Raw genomic sequence first — 16667 nt, 5'->3', positions numbered from 1 at the left:
CCGCGACTTATGTCGCGGTCTTTATATGACCAGGAATCAGTGACATGAGTACCAATCCCAAGCCTGCATACAGACGTGTTCTTCTGAAGTTGAGTGGTGAAGCCCTGCAAGGATCCGAGGGTTTTGGCATTGATCCAGCGGTGCTGGAGCGGATGGCCCAAGAGATCAAGGAACTGGTTGAGTTGGGTGTTCAGGTCGGTCTGGTCATCGGTGGTGGCAACCTGTTCCGTGGTGCCGGTCTTGCCAAAGCGGGCATGAACCGCGTGGTGGGCGACCACATGGGTATGCTGGCTACCGTGATGAACGGTCTGGCCATGCGTGATGCCCTGCATCGTGCTTATGTGAATGCCCGTCTGATGTCGGCCATCTCCCTGCAGGGCGTCTGTGATTCCTATAGCTGGGCCGAGGCTATCAGCCAGCTGCGCGCCGGCAAAGTGGTGATCTTCTCTGCCGGTACTGGCAACCCCTTCTTTACCACCGATTCTGCGGCTTGCCTGCGTGGTATCGAGATCGAAGCTGACGTGGTGCTGAAAGCCACCAAGGTCGATGGTGTATACAACGAGGATCCGGTTAAGAATCCGGATGCCGTGCTGTATCATGAACTGGGTTATGATGAAGTTCTTGAAAAAGAGCTCAAGGTAATGGATCTTGCTGCGTTTACCCTGGCGCGTGACCACAATTTACCGATCCGGGTGTTCAACATGAACAAACCGGGTGCGTTGCGTCGGGTTATCATGGGTGAGCCGGAAGGCACGCTGATCCACCACGTTGGTAAGTAAGATAACGGCAAGCCACCAGGCGCTCTTATCCTATCCATCACGTCAGTAAATAAGATAGACACGAGCCGTGTGACGGCTCGTTCGCCAAAAGGAAAATCACTGTGATCAACGAGATTAAAAACGATGCCAAGGACCGTATGGGCAAGAGCGTAGAGTCGCTCAAGACCCAGATGTCCAAGATCCGCACTGGCCGCGCTCATCCAAGCTTGCTGGATGGTATTCAGGTTGAGTACTACGGTTCTGCCACTCCGCTGAAGCAGTTGGCCAACGTGGTTGCGGAAGATGCTCGCACCCTCTCCATCTCCATTTTTGACCGCTCGATGATCCAGGCGATAGAGAAGGCAATTCTGACCTCCGATCTGGGCCTGAATCCGTCCAGCAATGGCCAGACCCTGCGCGTTCCCTTGCCTGCTCTGACAGAAGAGCGTCGTCGCGACCTGACCAAGATCGTTCGTGGCGAAGCGGAAAATGCCCGTGTTGCGGTACGCAACATCCGTCGTGATGCCAACGCTGATCTGAAAGCGCTGCTGAAAGACAAAGAGATCTCCGAGGATGACGACCGTCGTGCCCAGGAAGAGATCCAGAAGCTGACCGACTCCTACGTCAAGCTGGTCGATGAGGCCCTTGCCGTAAAGGAGAAGGAGCTAATGGAAATCTAAGCCTTCGAAAGGTATATTACGAGCGCCGTGTAGTGCCCCTGCACGGCGCTTTTGTCTTTGTAGGAGAATTACATGTCACTTTTGGCTGCGTTGGGTGATTGTGCCAACTCGTCTTTGCCCCGTCACGTGGCCATCATCATGGACGGTAACGGCCGCTGGGCCCAAAACCGTGGCAAGATGCGGGTTTATGGCCACAAGGCGGGAGTCAAGTCGGTGCGTGAGGCCGTCACCTTTGCCGCGCGGGCCAAAATAGATGCGCTGACCCTGTTTGCCTTCTCCAGCGAAAACTGGCGTCGTCCGGCGGGGGAAGTGAGTGCCTTGATGGAGCTGTTCATCGCGGTATTGAGCCGGGAAGTGCAGAAACTGCACAACAACGGGATCCGGCTCAAGGTGATTGGTGATACTGCTCGCTTTAGTGAGCGGTTGCAGGCCAAAATCGCCAAGGCAGAGGCCCTGACCGCCAATAACAAGGGCTTGACCCTGAATATTGCGGCCAACTATGGCGGCCAGTGGGATATCGCTCAAGCGGCCCGCCGGCTGGCAAAGGCCGTGGCAGCCGGTGAACTGGCTGCCGATGATATTGATGAGTCCATGTTGACCCGTGAGGTTTGCATGGCCGATTTACCGCCGGTGGACCTGTTGATCCGTACCGGTGGTGATCATCGCATCAGCAACTTTGTGTTATGGCAGCTCGCTTATGCCGAGCTCTATTTTACCCCGGTATTGTGGCCTGACTTCAACGAGGCCGAGTTCAGTGAGGCAGTTGCCTCCTTCGTGGCCCGCGAGCGTCGCTTTGGCTGTACGGGTGAACAGATACGGGAATTGATCGCCGAGCAGCAGACCGGCTAAACCCCGCTCCCAAGAGAGAGGTTTCTTTTGCTAAAACAACGAATTATTACTGCTTTGATGTTGATCCCCCTGGTGTTGGGGGCGCTTTTCTTTCTGCCATTGAAATTTTTTGCCCTGTTGGCTGCGCTGGTGTTCTTGTTGGCCAGTCGTGAATGGAGCGGGTTTGTCTTTGCTACCCCGCAGCAATGGTTACCCATAGTGTTTTGCCTGTTACTCGGTGCCAGTCTGTTCTGGCTGCCGGTGGAGCAGCTCTGGACACCCCACCTGCACCCGTTGGTGATGGGGGTGCTTTGGACCGCGGTGAGCTGGTGGTTGCTGGGTCTGCTGTTGGTGCTGCGCTATCCCCAGAGCGCCAAACTGTGGAAAGAGTCGATTTGGCTCAAGTCGTTGTTTGGTCTGGTGACCCTGGTGCCCTTCTTTTGGTCGCTGGTCGCCATTCGTGGTTACAACTTTTACCATGACCCCATGATGGGCGCCTGGATCCTGCTATTCGTGATGGGACTGGTCTGGGCGGCAGATTCTGGCGCGTATTTTTTCGGCAAGGCGTTTGGCAAACACAAGCTGGCACCGGCCGTTAGCCCGGGTAAAACCATTGAAGGGATGTGTGGTGGCCTCTTCACCGCCAGCCTGCTGGCCATCGGTGTCACCTGGTGGATGGGGTTTGTGCCTGCCAAGATGGGGATTATTCTGTTTTGCTCCCTGCTGGCAGTGTTGGCGTCGGTGCTCGGCGATCTGACGGAAAGTATGTTCAAGCGGGAAGCGGGCATTAAAGATTCTGGCACCTTGCTGCCTGGTCACGGCGGTATTCTCGATCGGATCGACAGCCTGACTGCTGCCCTGCCGGTATTTCTGCTCAGTTATCTGCTACTTGGTCAGGAGTTTTGATGTTCAGCTTGCTGATGGTGTCGCGTGCACAGAGCGCTATTGAACTGTTATTGACGCAGGAGTGTTGATGCGCAACCTGGTGATTCTGGGAGCTTCCGGCTCCATCGGTCAGAGTACCCTCAAGGTGCTGCGCCATAATCCGGGCAGTTGGCAAGTGCTGGCGTTGACCGCTGCCCGCAGCGTGGATGCCATGCTGCGGGATTGTCTCGAATTTGCTCCCCGTTTCGCGGTGATGGTCGATGAAGAGGCTGCCCGTGAACTGGCCAGTCGCCTCAAGACCCACGGCAGTGCCACCCGGGTGATGTCAGGCGCTGCTGCTCTTTGCGATGTGGCGGCTCACCCCGATGCCCACAGCGTGATGGCGGCCATCGTCGGTGCTGCGGGTTTGGCGCCCACCATGGCGGCGGTGCGGGCTGGCAAGCAGATCCTGCTCGCGAATAAAGAGGCGCTGGTGATGTCCGGTGCTTTCTTTATGAACGCTGTGCGTGAGTACGGTGCTGAACTGCTGCCTATCGACAGCGAACACAATGCAATTTTTCAGTGCCTGCCGACGGCAGTGCAGCGTGAACCCGGTTTTTGCGATCTGGCGGCGGCAGGGATCAGCAAGATCCTGCTGACTGGTTCCGGCGGCCCGTTCCGGTACACCGAGATCGGCGAGCTGGCCAAGGTGACGCCGGCGCAGGCCATCGCGCACCCCAACTGGTCGATGGGGGCCAAGATTTCGGTGGATTCCGCCACCATGATCAATAAGGGGCTCGAATATATCGAGGCGCGCTGGCTGTTCAATGCCGCCCCCGAGCAGATCCAGGTAGTGATCCACCCGCAGTCGGTGATCCACTCCATGGTGCAGTACAAGGATGGCTCTGTGCTGGCCCAGCTTGGCAACCCTGACATGTGCACCCCCATTGCCCATGCACTCGCTTACCCCAATCGCATCCCCTCCAGTGTGGAACCTTTGGATTTCTTCAGTGTCGGAGAGTTCAGCTTTATCCGGCCTGATTACGATCGCTACCCCTGTCTGGCGCTGGCCATCAATGCCTGCCAGAAGGGGCAAGCGGCGACTACTGCGCTCAATGCCGCCAACGAAGAGGCTGTTGCCGCCTTCCTGGCCGGGCGTATCGGTTTTATGGAGATAGCCCGGATCAACGAAACCGTCATGCTGGCGCTGGAAAGCAGTGCCGTCAGTTCGCTCGATGATCTGTTTGCCCTGGATGGTGCGGCCAGAGCCCGTGCTCACAACCTGATTGAGGAGCTTGGCTGATGGGCGGAGTTTTGTGGAATATTGGTGCTTTTGTTATCGCCCTTGGCTTATTGGTTGCGGTTCATGAGTTTGGCCATTTCTGGGTTGCCCGCCGTTGCGGTGTTCGGGTTGAGCGCTTCTCCATCGGCTTTGGCAAGGCTATCTGGCGCCGGATGGGCAAAGATGGCACCGAATATGTGCTGGCACTCATTCCCCTTGGTGGCTACGTCAAGATGCTCGATGGCCGGGTCGATGAGCTCAAGCCCGGTGATGAGCAGTACGCCTTCAATCACAAGAGTGTCTGGGCGCGGATGGCGATTGTCGCGGCAGGCCCGTTTGCCAACTTTGTGTTTGCCCTGTTTGCCTTGTGGCTGATGTTTCTCATCGGGGTGCCGAGTGTCAAGCCGGTGATTGGCGAGGTTCGCCCTGCCTCCATCGTGGCCGAGGCTGGCGTGTTGCCCGGGATGGAGATTGTCGGGGTCGGCGATGAGCAGACCGGTGACTGGGAGAGTGTGACCTATGCCCTTATCAGCCATCTTGGGGATGATGCTGTCACTCTCAAGGTGCAGTCACCCGATACCAGCTATACCACTGACAAAGTGTTGTCACTGGCGAGCTGGACCTTTGATCCGGATAAAGAGTCTCCCATTGGCAGCCTAGGGATAGTCCCCCTCAGTGGCAAAGTGCTGCCGGTGGTCGCCGCCGTGGTGGCCAACAGTGCCAGTGAAAAAGCGGGGCTGCAGGTCGGCGATCGCATCAAACAGGTTGGTGATGAGCCGATCACTGCTTGGGCCCAGTTTGTCGAACGGGTGCAACAGGCACCGGGTGAACCGTTGCAAGTGGTGGTCGAGCGCAATAACAGTGATCTGGCCGTGACCGTGACCCCGGATACCAAGAAGGTACAGGGTCAAATGGTCGGCTTTGTCGGTCTCTCGCCGCAACTGGTTCCATTACCGGATGAATATCGAATTCTGTTACAGTATGGGCCGTTAGAGGCGCTGTGGCAGGGGGCTGACAAGACCTGGAGTCTGATCACCCTCACCTTTGACATGATTGGCAAGCTGGTTGCTGGCATAGTGTCGCTGGATAACCTCAGTGGTCCCATCTCCATTGCCAAAGGCGCTGGTAGCAGTGCCGATTATGGTCTGGTCTATTTCTTGAGTTTTCTGGCGCTGATCAGCGTCAATCTGGGGATCATCAACTTGTTCCCCTTACCGGTACTCGATGGTGGTCATCTGGTCTATTTCCTGATCGAAGCGGTCACCGGCAAGCCGGTATCAGACAAAATACAGGAAGTGGGTTTCAGGATTGGCGCCGCCATTCTGATGTTATTGATGGGCATTGCGCTGTTTAACGATTTCGCTCGCCTCTGAGGCCAGAGCATCAACAAGGACACATAAGAACAAAATGGCTGTTAAAAAAGCATTGGTGTTGAGTTGCCTGCTGGGTGCCAGTTTCCTGGCCCAGGCGGCCCCTGCCTCTTTTGTGGTGCAAGATATCCAGGTCGACGGTTTGCAACGGGTGACTCTGGGTGCCGCACTGTTGAATCTGCCGATCCGGGTCGGCGATACCGTCGATTCCATGGCCCTGGCCAGCGCCATCAAAAAACTCTACTCCTCTGGTAACTTCGAGGATGTGAAGGTTTATCGGGATGGCCAGGTATTGCAGGTGATGGTCAAGGAGCGTCCAACCATCTCCAGCATCGAGTTTGCCGGCAACAAGGATATCAAAGAGGAGCAACTGACCCAGAGTCTGGAGTCCTCCAGTATCCGTGTGGGTGATCCGCTGGATCGCACCGTGCTCACTTCACTCGAGAAGGGGCTGGAAGATTTCTACTACGGCGTGGGCAAATACTCCGCCAAGGTCAAGGCCATCGTCACCCCGTTGCCGCGCAACCGGGTCGATCTCAAGTTCACCTTCGTGGAAGGGGAAGCGGCCAAGATCGAACAGATCAACATCGTCGGTAACAGCGCGTTTGCAGAAGAGCGGCTGATTGCCCAGCTCTCCCTGCGCGACGAAGTGCCCTGGTGGAACTTCACCGCCGATCAGCGCTATCAGAAGCAGAAACTGGCCGGTGATATCGAGACCCTGCGCTCCTACTACATGGATCGTGGCTATATCCGCTTTAGCCAGGAGTCCACCCAGGTCTCCATGACCCCGGACAAGAAGGGGGTCTACGTGACCCTCAACATCAAGGAAGGGGAGCAGTACAAGGTCTCTGGCGTGCAAATCAAGGGTGATCTCATCGATCGCGGTAGCGAGATGAAAGGGTTGATCCCAATCACTGCTGGCAGCACCTACTCCGCCAGTCAGGTGACTCACACCGAAGAGGTGCTCTCCAAGTTCCTCGGCCGTTATGGCTATGCCTATCCGAAAGTGGTTACCTTCCCGCAAGTTAACGACCAGACCAAAGAAGTGGAGCTGATCGTCAACGTGGAGCCGGGCCCCCGTGTCTATGTGCGCAATATCAACTTCAACGGCAACGCCACCACTGAAGATCAGGTGCTGCGCCGCGAGATGCGCCAGATGGAAGGCACCTGGCTCTCTTCCGACAACATCGAGCAGTCCAAGAGCCGTCTCAACCGTCTTGGTTACTTCGAGAGTGTTGAAGTAGATACCAAACGGGTACCGGGCAACGACGATCTGGTAGACCTGGACTTCAAGGTCAAAGAGCAGCCAGCCGGTTCCATCAACGCCGGTATCGGTTACGGCACCGAGTCGGGTCTGAGCCTGCAGGCGGGGATCTCCCAGGACAACTTTATGGGGACCGGCAAAAAGGTCTCTATCAACGCCAGCACCAACGACTACTCCAAGAACGTTGATCTGAGCTACAACGACCCTTACTTCACCGTGGATGGTGTCAGTCTCGGTGGTCGGGTTTACTACAACCAGTTCCGTGCTGACGATGCGGATATCGTCGATTACGAGAACGAAACCATCGGTTTCCGTCTCTCCAGCGGCTTCCCGGTCAACGAGTTCAACCGTCTCGACTTCAGTACCGGTATTGAGAGCTCCAAGCTGAGTCGTCCCTCATTCAACGCCCAGAACTATCAGGATTGCTTGAAGGATAACCCGGAGTCAGACGGTAATACCTACTGCTGGGATCAGTGGAACGACAACCGTCAGTCGGTGCAGATGGATCAGTTTTGGGATGTCTACTCTCAGGATGGCTCCAACCTTGACTTCGTAACCGTCGATGTGACCGCTGGCTGGACCCGCTCCACCTTGAACAAGGGGATGTTCCCGACTTCCGGTGATCGTCAGCGGATCAATGCCAAGGTGACAGTACCGGGCATGGAGTTGCAGTACTACAAGCTCTCCGCCGAAGATGCCCACTACTTCCCGCTCGATGCAGATCACAACTGGGTAATGATCGGTAAGGGGCGAGTCTCCTACGGTAATGGCTATGGCGATGACTCCATGCTGCCGTTCTTCGAGAACTACTATGCCGGTGGTTTCGATACGGTGCGGGGCTTCAAGAGCAATACCATTGGTCCCAAGGCGATCTACAAGACTTACAGCAAACCGGGAACGCCAGGTTGTACCGGTGATCAACCGTGTGAAACCGGCAGCTATGAAGGTTCTGATACCTCGGTCGGTGGTAATGCGCTGGCGGTTGCATCGTTCGAGTTGGTGTTCCCGACCCCGTTCGTTTCCGAGACCTATCGCCCGCAGATCCGTTCCACGGCCTTTATTGATGCAGGTACTGTCTGGAGCACTGACTTTGCCAACGGGGCATACCCTTGCGCAGCAGGTGCTGATTGCAACTATTTGAGTCAGGACTACTCTAACCCGGGCAACATCCGGGTCTCTGCCGGTGTCTCCCTGCAGTGGTTGTCGCCGATGGGCCCGTTGGTATTCGCCCTGGCTAAACCTATCAAGAAATACGAGGGGGATCGCACCGAAGTCTTCTCCTTCAACATCGGTCGTACCTTCTAAATCGTGTATCGCCCCCAGCCATGGGGTGGGGGCAGGTAATGATGGGACGCGCGCTATGCGTGCCTCAGCAGGTAACAAGACGGTCTTAACGCCGCTTGCATAATCAGGTAAATCAGGTAGCCCTCACCATGAGGGAACAAGGAGTAAGTGTGAATAAAGCGTTGAAAGTAGCTGGTTTGAGCTTTGCACTGATGGCTGCCGGCATGGGTTCTGCCTTCGCTGAGACCAAGATCGCCGTGGTTGATATGGGTGAAGTTTTCCAAAAGCTGCCCCAGCGTGAAGCGGTAGCCGCCAAGCTGAAAGGCGAATTCGAGCCGCGTATGCGTGAGCTGCAAAAACTGGAACAGGATGGCCAGAAGTTGGTTGAAAAGTTCCGTAAAGATGAAGCCTTCATGAGCGCCGAGCAGAAGAAGCAGAATCAGGAGAAACTGGCCAAGCTGCAGATGGAGTTCAACCAGAAGCGTCAGGCGTTTGAACAGGACAACGGTCGCCGTCAGTCTGAAGAGCGCAACAAGATCCTGACCAAGGTACAGGCTGCCATCGATTCCATCGCCAAGAGCAATGGTTACGATCTGGTGCTGGAGCGCAATGCCGCCCCGTTCGCCGCCAGCAAGCTGGACATCTCTGGTCAGGTTATTTCTCAGGTAAGCAAGAGCAACTAATTGATGGCATTCACTCTCGCACAGCTGGCCCAGCAACTGGGGGCCGAGATCCATGGCGATGGAACCGTGGAAATCCGCAAGGTAGCGACACTGGAAAAGGCCGGGAAGGGTGAGATTACCTTCCTCTCCAACACAAAATACCGGCATTATCTGGAGCAGAGCAAGGCGAGCGCCGTGCTCATTACAGAGGCGGATTTGCCATTTTGTCCCACCCATGCACTGGTGCTCAAAGACCCTTATGTGGGCTTTGCCAAGGTAGCCCAATTGCTGGACACCACCCCGCAACCGGCCACGGATATCCATCCGAGCGCGGTGATTGCGGCGGATGTGCAGCTGGGCGAGAGAGTGGCCATCGGGGCCAATGCAGTGATCGAATCTGGCGTGGTGCTGGGAGATGATGTCCGCATTGGTCCGGGTTGTTTTGTTGGTCAACAGACCCGGCTGGGAGCGCGCTCCCGGTTATGGGCCAATGTGACCCTCTATCACAATGTCACCATGGGCACCGACTGTCTGGTTCAATCCGGCACAGTGATCGGCGCCGATGGTTTCGGCTATGCCAATGAACGTGGCGAGTGGATCAAAATCCCCCAAATCGGTGGTGTGACCATCGGCAATCGGGTCGAGATTGGTGCTTGTACCACCATTGACCGCGGTGCGCTGGAAGATACCCGCATCGCCGATAACGTTATCATCGACAACCAGTGCCAGATCGCTCACAACGTCGAGATCGGTTACGGTACCGCCATCGCAGGCGCGACCACTATGGCTGGTAGTCTCAAAGTCGGCAAATACTGTATCATTGGCGGCGCTGCTGTCTTTAACGGGCATATGGAGATCTGCGACCAGGTGACCGTGACCGGTATGTCCATGGTAATGCGACCCATCACTGAGCCCGGTGTCTACTCCTCAGGTATTCCTCTGCAACCCAATAAAGAGTGGCGCAAGACCGCCGCCCGGGTGATGCGTATCGAAGAGATGCACAAGCGGTTAAGCAAGCTTGAGAAGAAGCTGGTTCAAGAATAATCACGATTGGCATAGGGTGCTGTTTTGACTACTGAAAAGAAGAGCCTGGGGATCCAGGAAATTATGGAATTGCTGCCCCACCGTTATCCATTTTTGATGGTGGACAGGGTTGACGATTACGAAATCAGTGATGAGCGCAAAACCTTGCGTGCCATCAAGAACGTCTCGTTCAACGAGCCGATCTTCCAGGGACACTTCCCGGCCAAACCGGTATTCCCCGGGGTATTGATCCTGGAAGCGATGGCACAAGCCACCGGTATTCTGGCCTTTACTATGGTGGGGAAGCCGTCGCCCAACGAACTCTATTACTTCGCCTCAATCGATAACGCTCGCTTCAAGCGTCCGGTCGGCCCCGGTGATCAGCTGGTGCTCGATGTGGTGTTTCTGAAAGAGCGTCGCGGCATTGCCAAGTTCACCGGTGTTGCCACCGTTAATGGTGAAGTGGTCTGTACCGCCGAACTGATGTGCGCAAAACGCGAGGTTTAATACACGTGATCGACCAGACTGCCATCATTCACGATACTGCTATCGTCCATGAGTCTGCCGTGATTGGTAAAGGGGTTGAAATTGGCCCCTTTTCTGTCATCGGCGCCGAGGTTGAAATCGGCGATAACACCTGGGTCGCTTCCCATGTGGTGATCAAGGGCCCGACCAAGATTGGTCGCGGTAACAAGATCTTCCAGCACACCTCCATCGGTGAGGATTGCCAGGACAAGAAGTACGCTGGCGAGCGCACCTTTCTCGAGATTGGCGACAACAACGTTATTCGCGAGAACTGCACTTTCCACCGTGGCACCATTCAGGATCAGTGTCTGACCAAGGTGGGCAGTGGCAACCTGTTTATGGTCAACGTGCACGTTGCCCATGACTGCATCATCGGTGATAACTGCATCTTCGCCAACAACGCCACCCTGGCGGGCCATGTGGTGATCGGTGACTTCGTGATCTTTGGTGGGCTTTCTGCCATCCACCAGTTCGGCCGTGTTGGCTCCCACGCTTTTGTCGGTGGCTGCGCCGCCCTGAACAAAGACGTACCGCCTTATGTGATGGCGGCGGGCAACTATGCCAAGCCGTTTGGCGTCAACTCCGAAGGGTTGCGTCGCCGTGGTTACTCGCCAGAGGCGATCTCCGCCGTCAAGCGCGCCTACAAAGAGATCTTCCGCTCTGGCAAGACCGTCGAAGAGGTGCTGCCGGTGTTGATCGAGATGGCGGCCAGTGAACCGGCGGTTCAGCTGTACGTTGATTTCCTCAAAGATAACGAGCGCGGGATTATCCGTGCCTGATCCGGTTCGCATCGGTATCGTCGCCGGAGAAGTCTCCGGCGATATTCTGGCCGCCGGTCTGGTGCGCGAGTTGCAAGCGCGCTATCCGGATGCGCAGTTCGAAGGCATTGCCGGGCCGCGGATGCAGGCCCTCGGCGTCAAAGCGCTGTTCGAGATGGAAGAGCTCTCCGTCATGGGGATCACCGAGGTACTTGGCCGTCTGCCACGCATCCTCAAGGTTCGCCGTGAACTGCTGCGCCACTTTATTGCCAATCCGCCCGATATCTTCATCGGCGTGGATGCACCGGATTTCAATATCGGGGTGGAGCTGAAACTGCGCCGCGCCGGTATCAAGACGGTTCACTATGTCAGCCCCTCTGTGTGGGCCTGGCGTCAGAATCGCATTCACAAGATCAAGGCTGCCACCGACATGGTGCTCGCCTTCCTGCCGTTCGAGAAAGCCTTCTACGACCGTTTCGATGCCCCTTGCCGCTTTGTTGGCCACACCATGGCGGATGATATTCCGCTGGTGCCGGATCAGGCCGCCGTGCGTCGCAAGCTGGGTATCGATGCCAATTGTCGTTGGCTGGCGGTGCTGCCGGGTAGTCGCAGCGCCGAGGTGGGCTTTATGTCCCCCCTGTTTCTTGAGGCGTGCAAGCACCTGACGGTGCGTTACCCTGATCTCGGTTTTCTGGTGCCACTGGTCAATCAGCAACGACGTGAGCAGTTTATGGCCATCAAGGCCGAGCTGGCGCCGGATCTCGACATGGTGTTGTTAGAGGGGCAGGGGCGCGAGGCGATGATCGCCGCTGATGTGGTGATGCTGGCCTCCGGCACTGCCGCGCTCGAAGCCATGCTGGTGAAAAAGCCGATGGTGGTGGGCTACAAGCTCAAACCGTTCAGCTACTGGCTGGCCCAGCGCTTGGTGAAAACCGAGTTTGTCTCGCTGCCCAACCTGCTGGCGGGTCGCATGCTGGTGCCCGAGTTGCTGCAGCACGAGTGCACCCCTGAAAATCTGGTGGTTGAAGTGAGCAAGTTGTTTGAGCATGACAATAGCCAACTGGTCAATACCTTCACCGAGTTGCACCAGCGCATTCGCTGCAATGCGGATCTGCAGGCTGCCGACGCGGTAGCCGACTTGCTCGGTAGATAACCCTCTCCCGGACGGCCGATTGTGCTGCGCGTCGCAGCGGCACATCGTCGACGTTATGCCAGGCCCTGCGGGGCCTGTTTTGATTCAAGGTGGCAAGATGATGATCGATATTCCTGACGACAAGCTGGTTGCCGGTGTGGACGAAGTGGGCCGCGGCCCGCTGGTGGGTGACGTGGTGACCGCTGCGGTCATTCTTGATCCGGCCAATCCGATCATCGGGCTGGCTGATTCCAAGAAGCTTTCCGAGAAGAAACGTCTTGCCCTGTTTGACGAGATCAAGGAGAAGGCGCTGGCTTGGGCCATCGGTCGCGCCAGCCCGGAGGAGATCGACCAGCTCAACATCCTGCACGCCACCATGCTGGCGATGCAGCGCGCCGTGGCGGGGCTGAACGTGACGCCCGAACTGGTCTTTATCGATGGCAACCGCTGCCCGGCATTGCCGATGGAAGCGCGCGCCGTGGTCAAGGGAGATAGCCTGGTGGCCGCCATCAGCGCCGCCTCCATTCTGGCCAAGGTGACCCGCGATGCGGAGATGACCGAGCTGGACAGCCGTCATCCCGACTATGGTTTTGCCCGCCACAAGGGGTACCCTACCCCTGAGCACCTCGCCATTCTGGCCAGGCTTGGCCCTTTGCCGCAATATCGTAAAAGTTTTAAACCGGTGCGCCGCGCACTGGGGATCGAGTAGACCATGCAATTTAGCTTGAGCAACGAGAAGGTATGACGATGGCTGAACCCCGTTTTATCCACCTGCGGGTCCACTCCGACTTCTCTATGGTCGATGGGCTGCAGAAGATAGGCCCCATCGTCGGGGCTGCTGCGGCCAATCACATGCCGGCACTGGCACTGACCGACCAGATGAACATGTGTGGTCTGGTGCGCTTCTATGGCTCGGCCCACGGCAAGGGGATCAAACCAATCGTCGGTGCCGAGTTCCTGGTGCAGAGCGATGAGCTGGGTGATGAGCTGTTTCGTCTGACCCTGCTTGCCATGAATAATGACGGTTACCAGAACATCACCTTGCTTATTTCCCATGGCTATCAGCGTGGTCATGTGCAGGGGCGTCCGGTCATCGACAAAGCCTGGCTGGCCGATCACGCGAAGGGGGTTATCGTCCTCTCCGGTGGCCGCGAGGGAGATGTAGGCAAGTTCATGCTCAAGGGCAACCGGCAGATGGCCGAGTCGTCGCTGGCTTTCTATCAAGCCCATTTCCCCGATGCTTACTATCTTGAACTGTTGCGTACCGGTCGCCCCGACGAAGAGGCCTATCTGCATATGGCGGTGGCCCTTGCCACCGAGTTCGCCTTGCCGGTGGTGGCCACCAACGAGGTGGTGTTCCTCAACGCCGAGGACTTCGATGCCCACGAGATCCGGGTTGCCATCCACGATGGCTACACCCTGATGGACAAGCGTCGCCCGCGCCGTTATAGCCCCCAGCAGTACCTGCGTAGTCAGGAGGAGATGTGCGAGCTGTTTGCCGACATCCCCGAGGCGCTGGCGAACACGGTCGAGATCGCCAAGCGTTGTAACGTAACGGTGCGTCTGGGCGAATACTTCCTGCCCAACTTCCCGACCGGCGACATGACCACCGAAGATTTTTTGGTGGCCAAGTCGCAAGAGGGGCTCGAGGCGCGTCTCGAATTTCTGTTCCCGGATCCCGCAGTACGGGCCGCCAAGCGCGGCGAGTACGATGAGCGTCTCGATATCGAGCTGAAAGTGATCAACCAGATGGGCTTCCCGGGTTACTTCCTCATCGTGATGGAGTTTATCCAGTGGTCCAAGGACAACGGCATTCCCGTGGGGCCTGGCCGGGGCTCGGGTGCGGGTTCCCTGGTGGCCTACGCCCTCAAGATCACCGACCTCGACCCGCTGGAATTTGACCTGCTGTTCGAACGTTTCCTCAACCCCGAACGGGTATCCATGCCCGACTTCGACGTCGATTTTTGTATGGATCGGCGCGATGAGGTGATTGAGCACGTCTCCGAGATGTATGGTCGGGATGCGGTGTCGCAAATCATCACCTTCGGCAGCATGGCGGCCAAAGCGGTGGTGCGGGACGTGGGCCGGGTGCTGGGCCACGCCTACGGCTTTGTCGATAGGATCTCCAAGCTGATCCCGCCAGATCCGGGCATGACCCTGGCCAAGGCGTTCGAGGCTGAGCCCAAACTGCCCGAGCTTTATGAGCAGGACGAGGAGGTCAAAGACCTCATCGACATGGCGCGCCGGCTGGAAGGGGTGGTACGTAACGCCGGCAAGCACGCTGGTGGTGTAGTAATTGCGCCCACCAAGATCACCGATTTTGCACCGCTCTATTGCGATGACTCGGGCAATCATCCGGTTACCCAGTTTGACAAGAACGATGTGGAGTACGCCGGACTGGTGAAGTTCGACTTCTTAGGTCTGCGTACCCTAACCATCATCGACTGGGCTTTGGGGATGATCAACCCGCGCCTTGCCAAAGAGGGCAAGCCGCCAGTTGATATCGCCGCCATTCCCATCGATGACAAGAAGTCGTTCGCCCTGTTGCAGCGGTTCGAGACCACAGCGGTATTCCAGCTCGAATCCCGCGGCATGAAGGATCTGATCAAGCGGCTGCAGCCAGACTGTTTTGAAGACATGATCGCTCTGGTGGCGCTGTTTCGACCGGGCCCGCTGCAGTCAGGCATGGTGGATAACTTCATTGATCGTAAGCGCGGTCAGGAAGCTATCTCTTATCCCGATGAAAAATGGCAGCACGAGAGCCTCAAGCCGATACTCGAGCCCACCTATGGCATCATCGTCTATCAAGAGCAGGTGATGCAGATTGCCCAGACGCTGGCGGGTTATACCCTGGGGGGCGCCGACATGTTGCGCCGGGCCATGGGTAAGAAAAATCCGGCCGAGATGGCCAAGCAGCGCGCCGGTTTCGAGGAAGGGGCCATTAAACACGGCGTTGATGGCGAGCTGGCGGTCAAGATCTTCGATCTGGTGGAGAAGTTTGCCGGCTACGGCTTTAACAAATCCCACTCCGCCGCCTATGCGCTGGTCTCTTACCAGACCTTGTGGCTCAAGACCCACTTCCCGGCCGAGTTTATGGCGGCGGTGATGACCGCCGACATGGACAACACCGACAAGATAGTGACCCTGGTAGACGAGTGCCAGCGGATGGGGCTGACCGTGATCCCGCCGGATGTGAACACCGGTCGCTATCGCTTTAGCGTCAACGAAGATGGCCATATCGTCTACGGCATCGGTGCGGTGAAAGGGGTCGGTGAAGGCCCTATCGATGCCATTCTCAGTGCCCGGGATCAGGATGGCCCGTTTCGCGATCTGTTCGACTTTTGTAATCGGGTCGACATCAAGAAGATCAACAAGCGGGTGATGGAAAAGCTGGTCTACTCTGGCGCCATGGATCGGCTCGGCCCCCACCGCGCTGCCCTGATGGCGACGCTGGAGGAGGCGATGCGCGCTGCCGAGCAACACGCCAAGGCGCAAGCGGTTGGTCAGGTCGATATGTTCGGCGTGCTCACCGAAGAGATTGACGACGTCAAGAAGGCGTTTGCCAACGTGCCGCACTGGCCTGACAAGGTGTGGCTGGAAGGGGAGCGCGAGACCCTCGGGCTCTATCTCACCGGCCACCCGATCAACCAGTACAGCAGTGAATTGCGGCGTTATACCTCCGGTCGCCTGTGCGATCTGCATCCCACCTCCCGCGATACGGTTACCACGGCGGCGGGGCTGGTGATTGCGGCCCGTAGCATGGTGACCAAGCGTGGCAACAAGATGGGGATCTTCACCCTGGACGACCGTTCCGGTCGTCTCGATGTGACCCTGTTCAGTGAAGCGCTGGAAAAATATGAAGAATTGATGCAAAAAGACCGTATTTTGGTGGTTTCTGGACAGGTCAGCTTTGATGACTTCTCCGGTGGCCTTAAAATGTCGGCCCGTGAATTACTGGATATCAACGATGCGAGGGAGCGTTTTGCCAGAGCAATTCGCATCTCCCTCGATGAACAGCGAATTGATGATCGCTTTTTCCCGCGTTTGTGCGAGATTTTGGAGCCCGCCCGTGCCGGAGTCTGTCCGGTTCAGGTAAACTATCGTCGCCCCGGTTCCCGGGTGCGATTGACGCTCGGTACCGAGTGGCGGGTGACGCCCACCGATCAACTGATAGATGACTTGCGCGTCCTGCTTGGACGAGAGCGGGTGGAATTGGTTTTTGATTAGAGGATCTATA

Annotated in this window: 14 protein-coding genes; all 14 read left to right on the top strand. The window is 57.0% G+C overall.

From position 1 onward, the window contains the following. The first annotated feature begins 44 nt into the window (after nucleotides 1–44). Nucleotides 45–779: a UMP kinase gene (gene pyrH, locus ACY8FN_RS19150; protein ID WP_042020071.1), complete on the top strand. Its 735-nt coding sequence runs from the start codon at nucleotides 45–47 to the stop codon at nucleotides 777–779. A gap of 101 nt (nucleotides 780–880) precedes the next feature. Beyond that, nucleotides 881–1438, top strand: coding sequence for a ribosome recycling factor (frr, locus tag ACY8FN_RS19145; protein WP_042020072.1), 558 nt, complete (start codon nucleotides 881–883; stop codon nucleotides 1436–1438). 72 nt (nucleotides 1439–1510) lie between these two features. Beyond that, nucleotides 1511–2287: a polyprenyl diphosphate synthase gene (gene uppS / locus ACY8FN_RS19140; protein WP_068976803.1), complete on the top strand. Its 777-nt coding sequence runs from the start codon at nucleotides 1511–1513 to the stop codon at nucleotides 2285–2287. 27 nt (nucleotides 2288–2314) lie between these two features. Next, complete coding sequence (locus tag ACY8FN_RS19135) at nucleotides 2315–3172, top strand: phosphatidate cytidylyltransferase (protein ID WP_463100919.1); 858 nt, start codon at nucleotides 2315–2317, stop codon at nucleotides 3170–3172. 67 nt (nucleotides 3173–3239) lie between these two features. Then, the gene (gene ispC / locus ACY8FN_RS19130) at nucleotides 3240–4433 is read left to right on the top strand and encodes a 1-deoxy-D-xylulose-5-phosphate reductoisomerase (RefSeq protein ID WP_463100918.1); all 1194 of its coding nucleotides are present in this window, start codon (nucleotides 3240–3242) and stop codon (nucleotides 4431–4433) included. Continuing rightward, nucleotides 4433–5785: a sigma E protease regulator RseP gene (gene rseP, locus ACY8FN_RS19125; RefSeq protein WP_068976801.1), complete on the top strand. Its 1353-nt coding sequence runs from the start codon at nucleotides 4433–4435 to the stop codon at nucleotides 5783–5785. The genes ispC and rseP overlap by 1 nt, the downstream gene beginning before the upstream one ends. A gap of 34 nt (nucleotides 5786–5819) precedes the next feature. Continuing rightward, nucleotides 5820–8351, top strand: coding sequence for an outer membrane protein assembly factor BamA (bamA, locus tag ACY8FN_RS19120; protein WP_463100917.1), 2532 nt, complete (start codon nucleotides 5820–5822; stop codon nucleotides 8349–8351). 149 nt (nucleotides 8352–8500) lie between these two features. Next, a complete protein-coding gene (locus ACY8FN_RS19115; RefSeq protein ID WP_042020080.1) occupies nucleotides 8501–9013 on the top strand; it encodes an OmpH/Skp family outer membrane protein in 513 nt (170 codons plus the stop codon). A gap of 3 nt (nucleotides 9014–9016) precedes the next feature. Beyond that, the gene (lpxD, locus tag ACY8FN_RS19110; protein WP_101319773.1) at nucleotides 9017–10036 is read left to right on the top strand and encodes a UDP-3-O-(3-hydroxymyristoyl)glucosamine N-acyltransferase; all 1020 of its coding nucleotides are present in this window, start codon (nucleotides 9017–9019) and stop codon (nucleotides 10034–10036) included. 24 nt (nucleotides 10037–10060) lie between these two features. After that, complete coding sequence (gene fabZ, locus ACY8FN_RS19105; RefSeq protein ID WP_042020081.1) at nucleotides 10061–10522, top strand: 3-hydroxyacyl-ACP dehydratase FabZ; 462 nt, start codon at nucleotides 10061–10063, stop codon at nucleotides 10520–10522. Between the two features lie 5 nt (nucleotides 10523–10527). Next, nucleotides 10528–11319 carry an acyl-ACP--UDP-N-acetylglucosamine O-acyltransferase gene (lpxA, locus tag ACY8FN_RS19100; RefSeq protein WP_101319767.1) on the top strand — a complete coding sequence of 264 codons (792 nt, stop codon included), beginning with the start codon at nucleotides 10528–10530 and terminating at the stop codon, nucleotides 11317–11319. After that, nucleotides 11312–12451, top strand: a complete 1140-nt coding sequence (gene lpxB, locus ACY8FN_RS19095; protein ID WP_463100916.1) for a lipid-A-disaccharide synthase — start codon at nucleotides 11312–11314, stop codon at nucleotides 12449–12451. Before lpxA ends, lpxB begins: the two co-directional genes overlap by 8 nt. Nucleotides 12452–12548: 97 nt before the next feature. After that, on the top strand, nucleotides 12549–13139 hold the full coding sequence (rnhB, locus tag ACY8FN_RS19090) for a ribonuclease HII (RefSeq protein WP_101319770.1): 591 nt from the start codon (nucleotides 12549–12551) through the stop codon (nucleotides 13137–13139). Nucleotides 13140–13177: 38 nt separating this feature from the next. Continuing rightward, entirely contained in the window at nucleotides 13178–16657 is a 3480-nt protein-coding gene (gene dnaE, locus ACY8FN_RS19085) for a DNA polymerase III subunit alpha (RefSeq protein WP_463100915.1), read from the top strand. The last annotated feature ends 10 nt before the right edge of the window (nucleotides 16658–16667 follow it).

It is taken from the genome of Aeromonas sp. 160P (genome assembly GCF_055193095.1).
This window is presented reverse-complemented; position numbering and strand designations above follow the sequence as displayed.

What these genes read in the sequence shown, in the direction of transcription:
- pyrH (WP_042020071.1), top strand. Translation starts at nt 45, where the DNA reads ATGAGTACCAATCCCAAGCCTGCATACAGACGTGTTCTTCTGAAGTTG.
- ispC (WP_463100918.1), top strand. Translation starts at nt 3,240, where the DNA reads ATGCGCAACCTGGTGATTCTGGGAGCTTCCGGCTCCATCGGTCAGAGT.
- rnhB (WP_101319770.1), top strand. Translation starts at nt 12,549, where the DNA reads ATGATGATCGATATTCCTGACGACAAGCTGGTTGCCGGTGTGGACGAA.
- bamA (WP_463100917.1), top strand. Translation starts at nt 5,820, where the DNA reads ATGGCTGTTAAAAAAGCATTGGTGTTGAGTTGCCTGCTGGGTGCCAGT.
- lpxD (WP_101319773.1), top strand. Translation starts at nt 9,017, where the DNA reads ATGGCATTCACTCTCGCACAGCTGGCCCAGCAACTGGGGGCCGAGATC.
- dnaE (WP_463100915.1), top strand. Translation starts at nt 13,178, where the DNA reads ATGGCTGAACCCCGTTTTATCCACCTGCGGGTCCACTCCGACTTCTCT.
- uppS (WP_068976803.1), top strand. Translation starts at nt 1,511, where the DNA reads ATGTCACTTTTGGCTGCGTTGGGTGATTGTGCCAACTCGTCTTTGCCC.
- rseP (WP_068976801.1), top strand. Translation starts at nt 4,433, where the DNA reads ATGGGCGGAGTTTTGTGGAATATTGGTGCTTTTGTTATCGCCCTTGGC.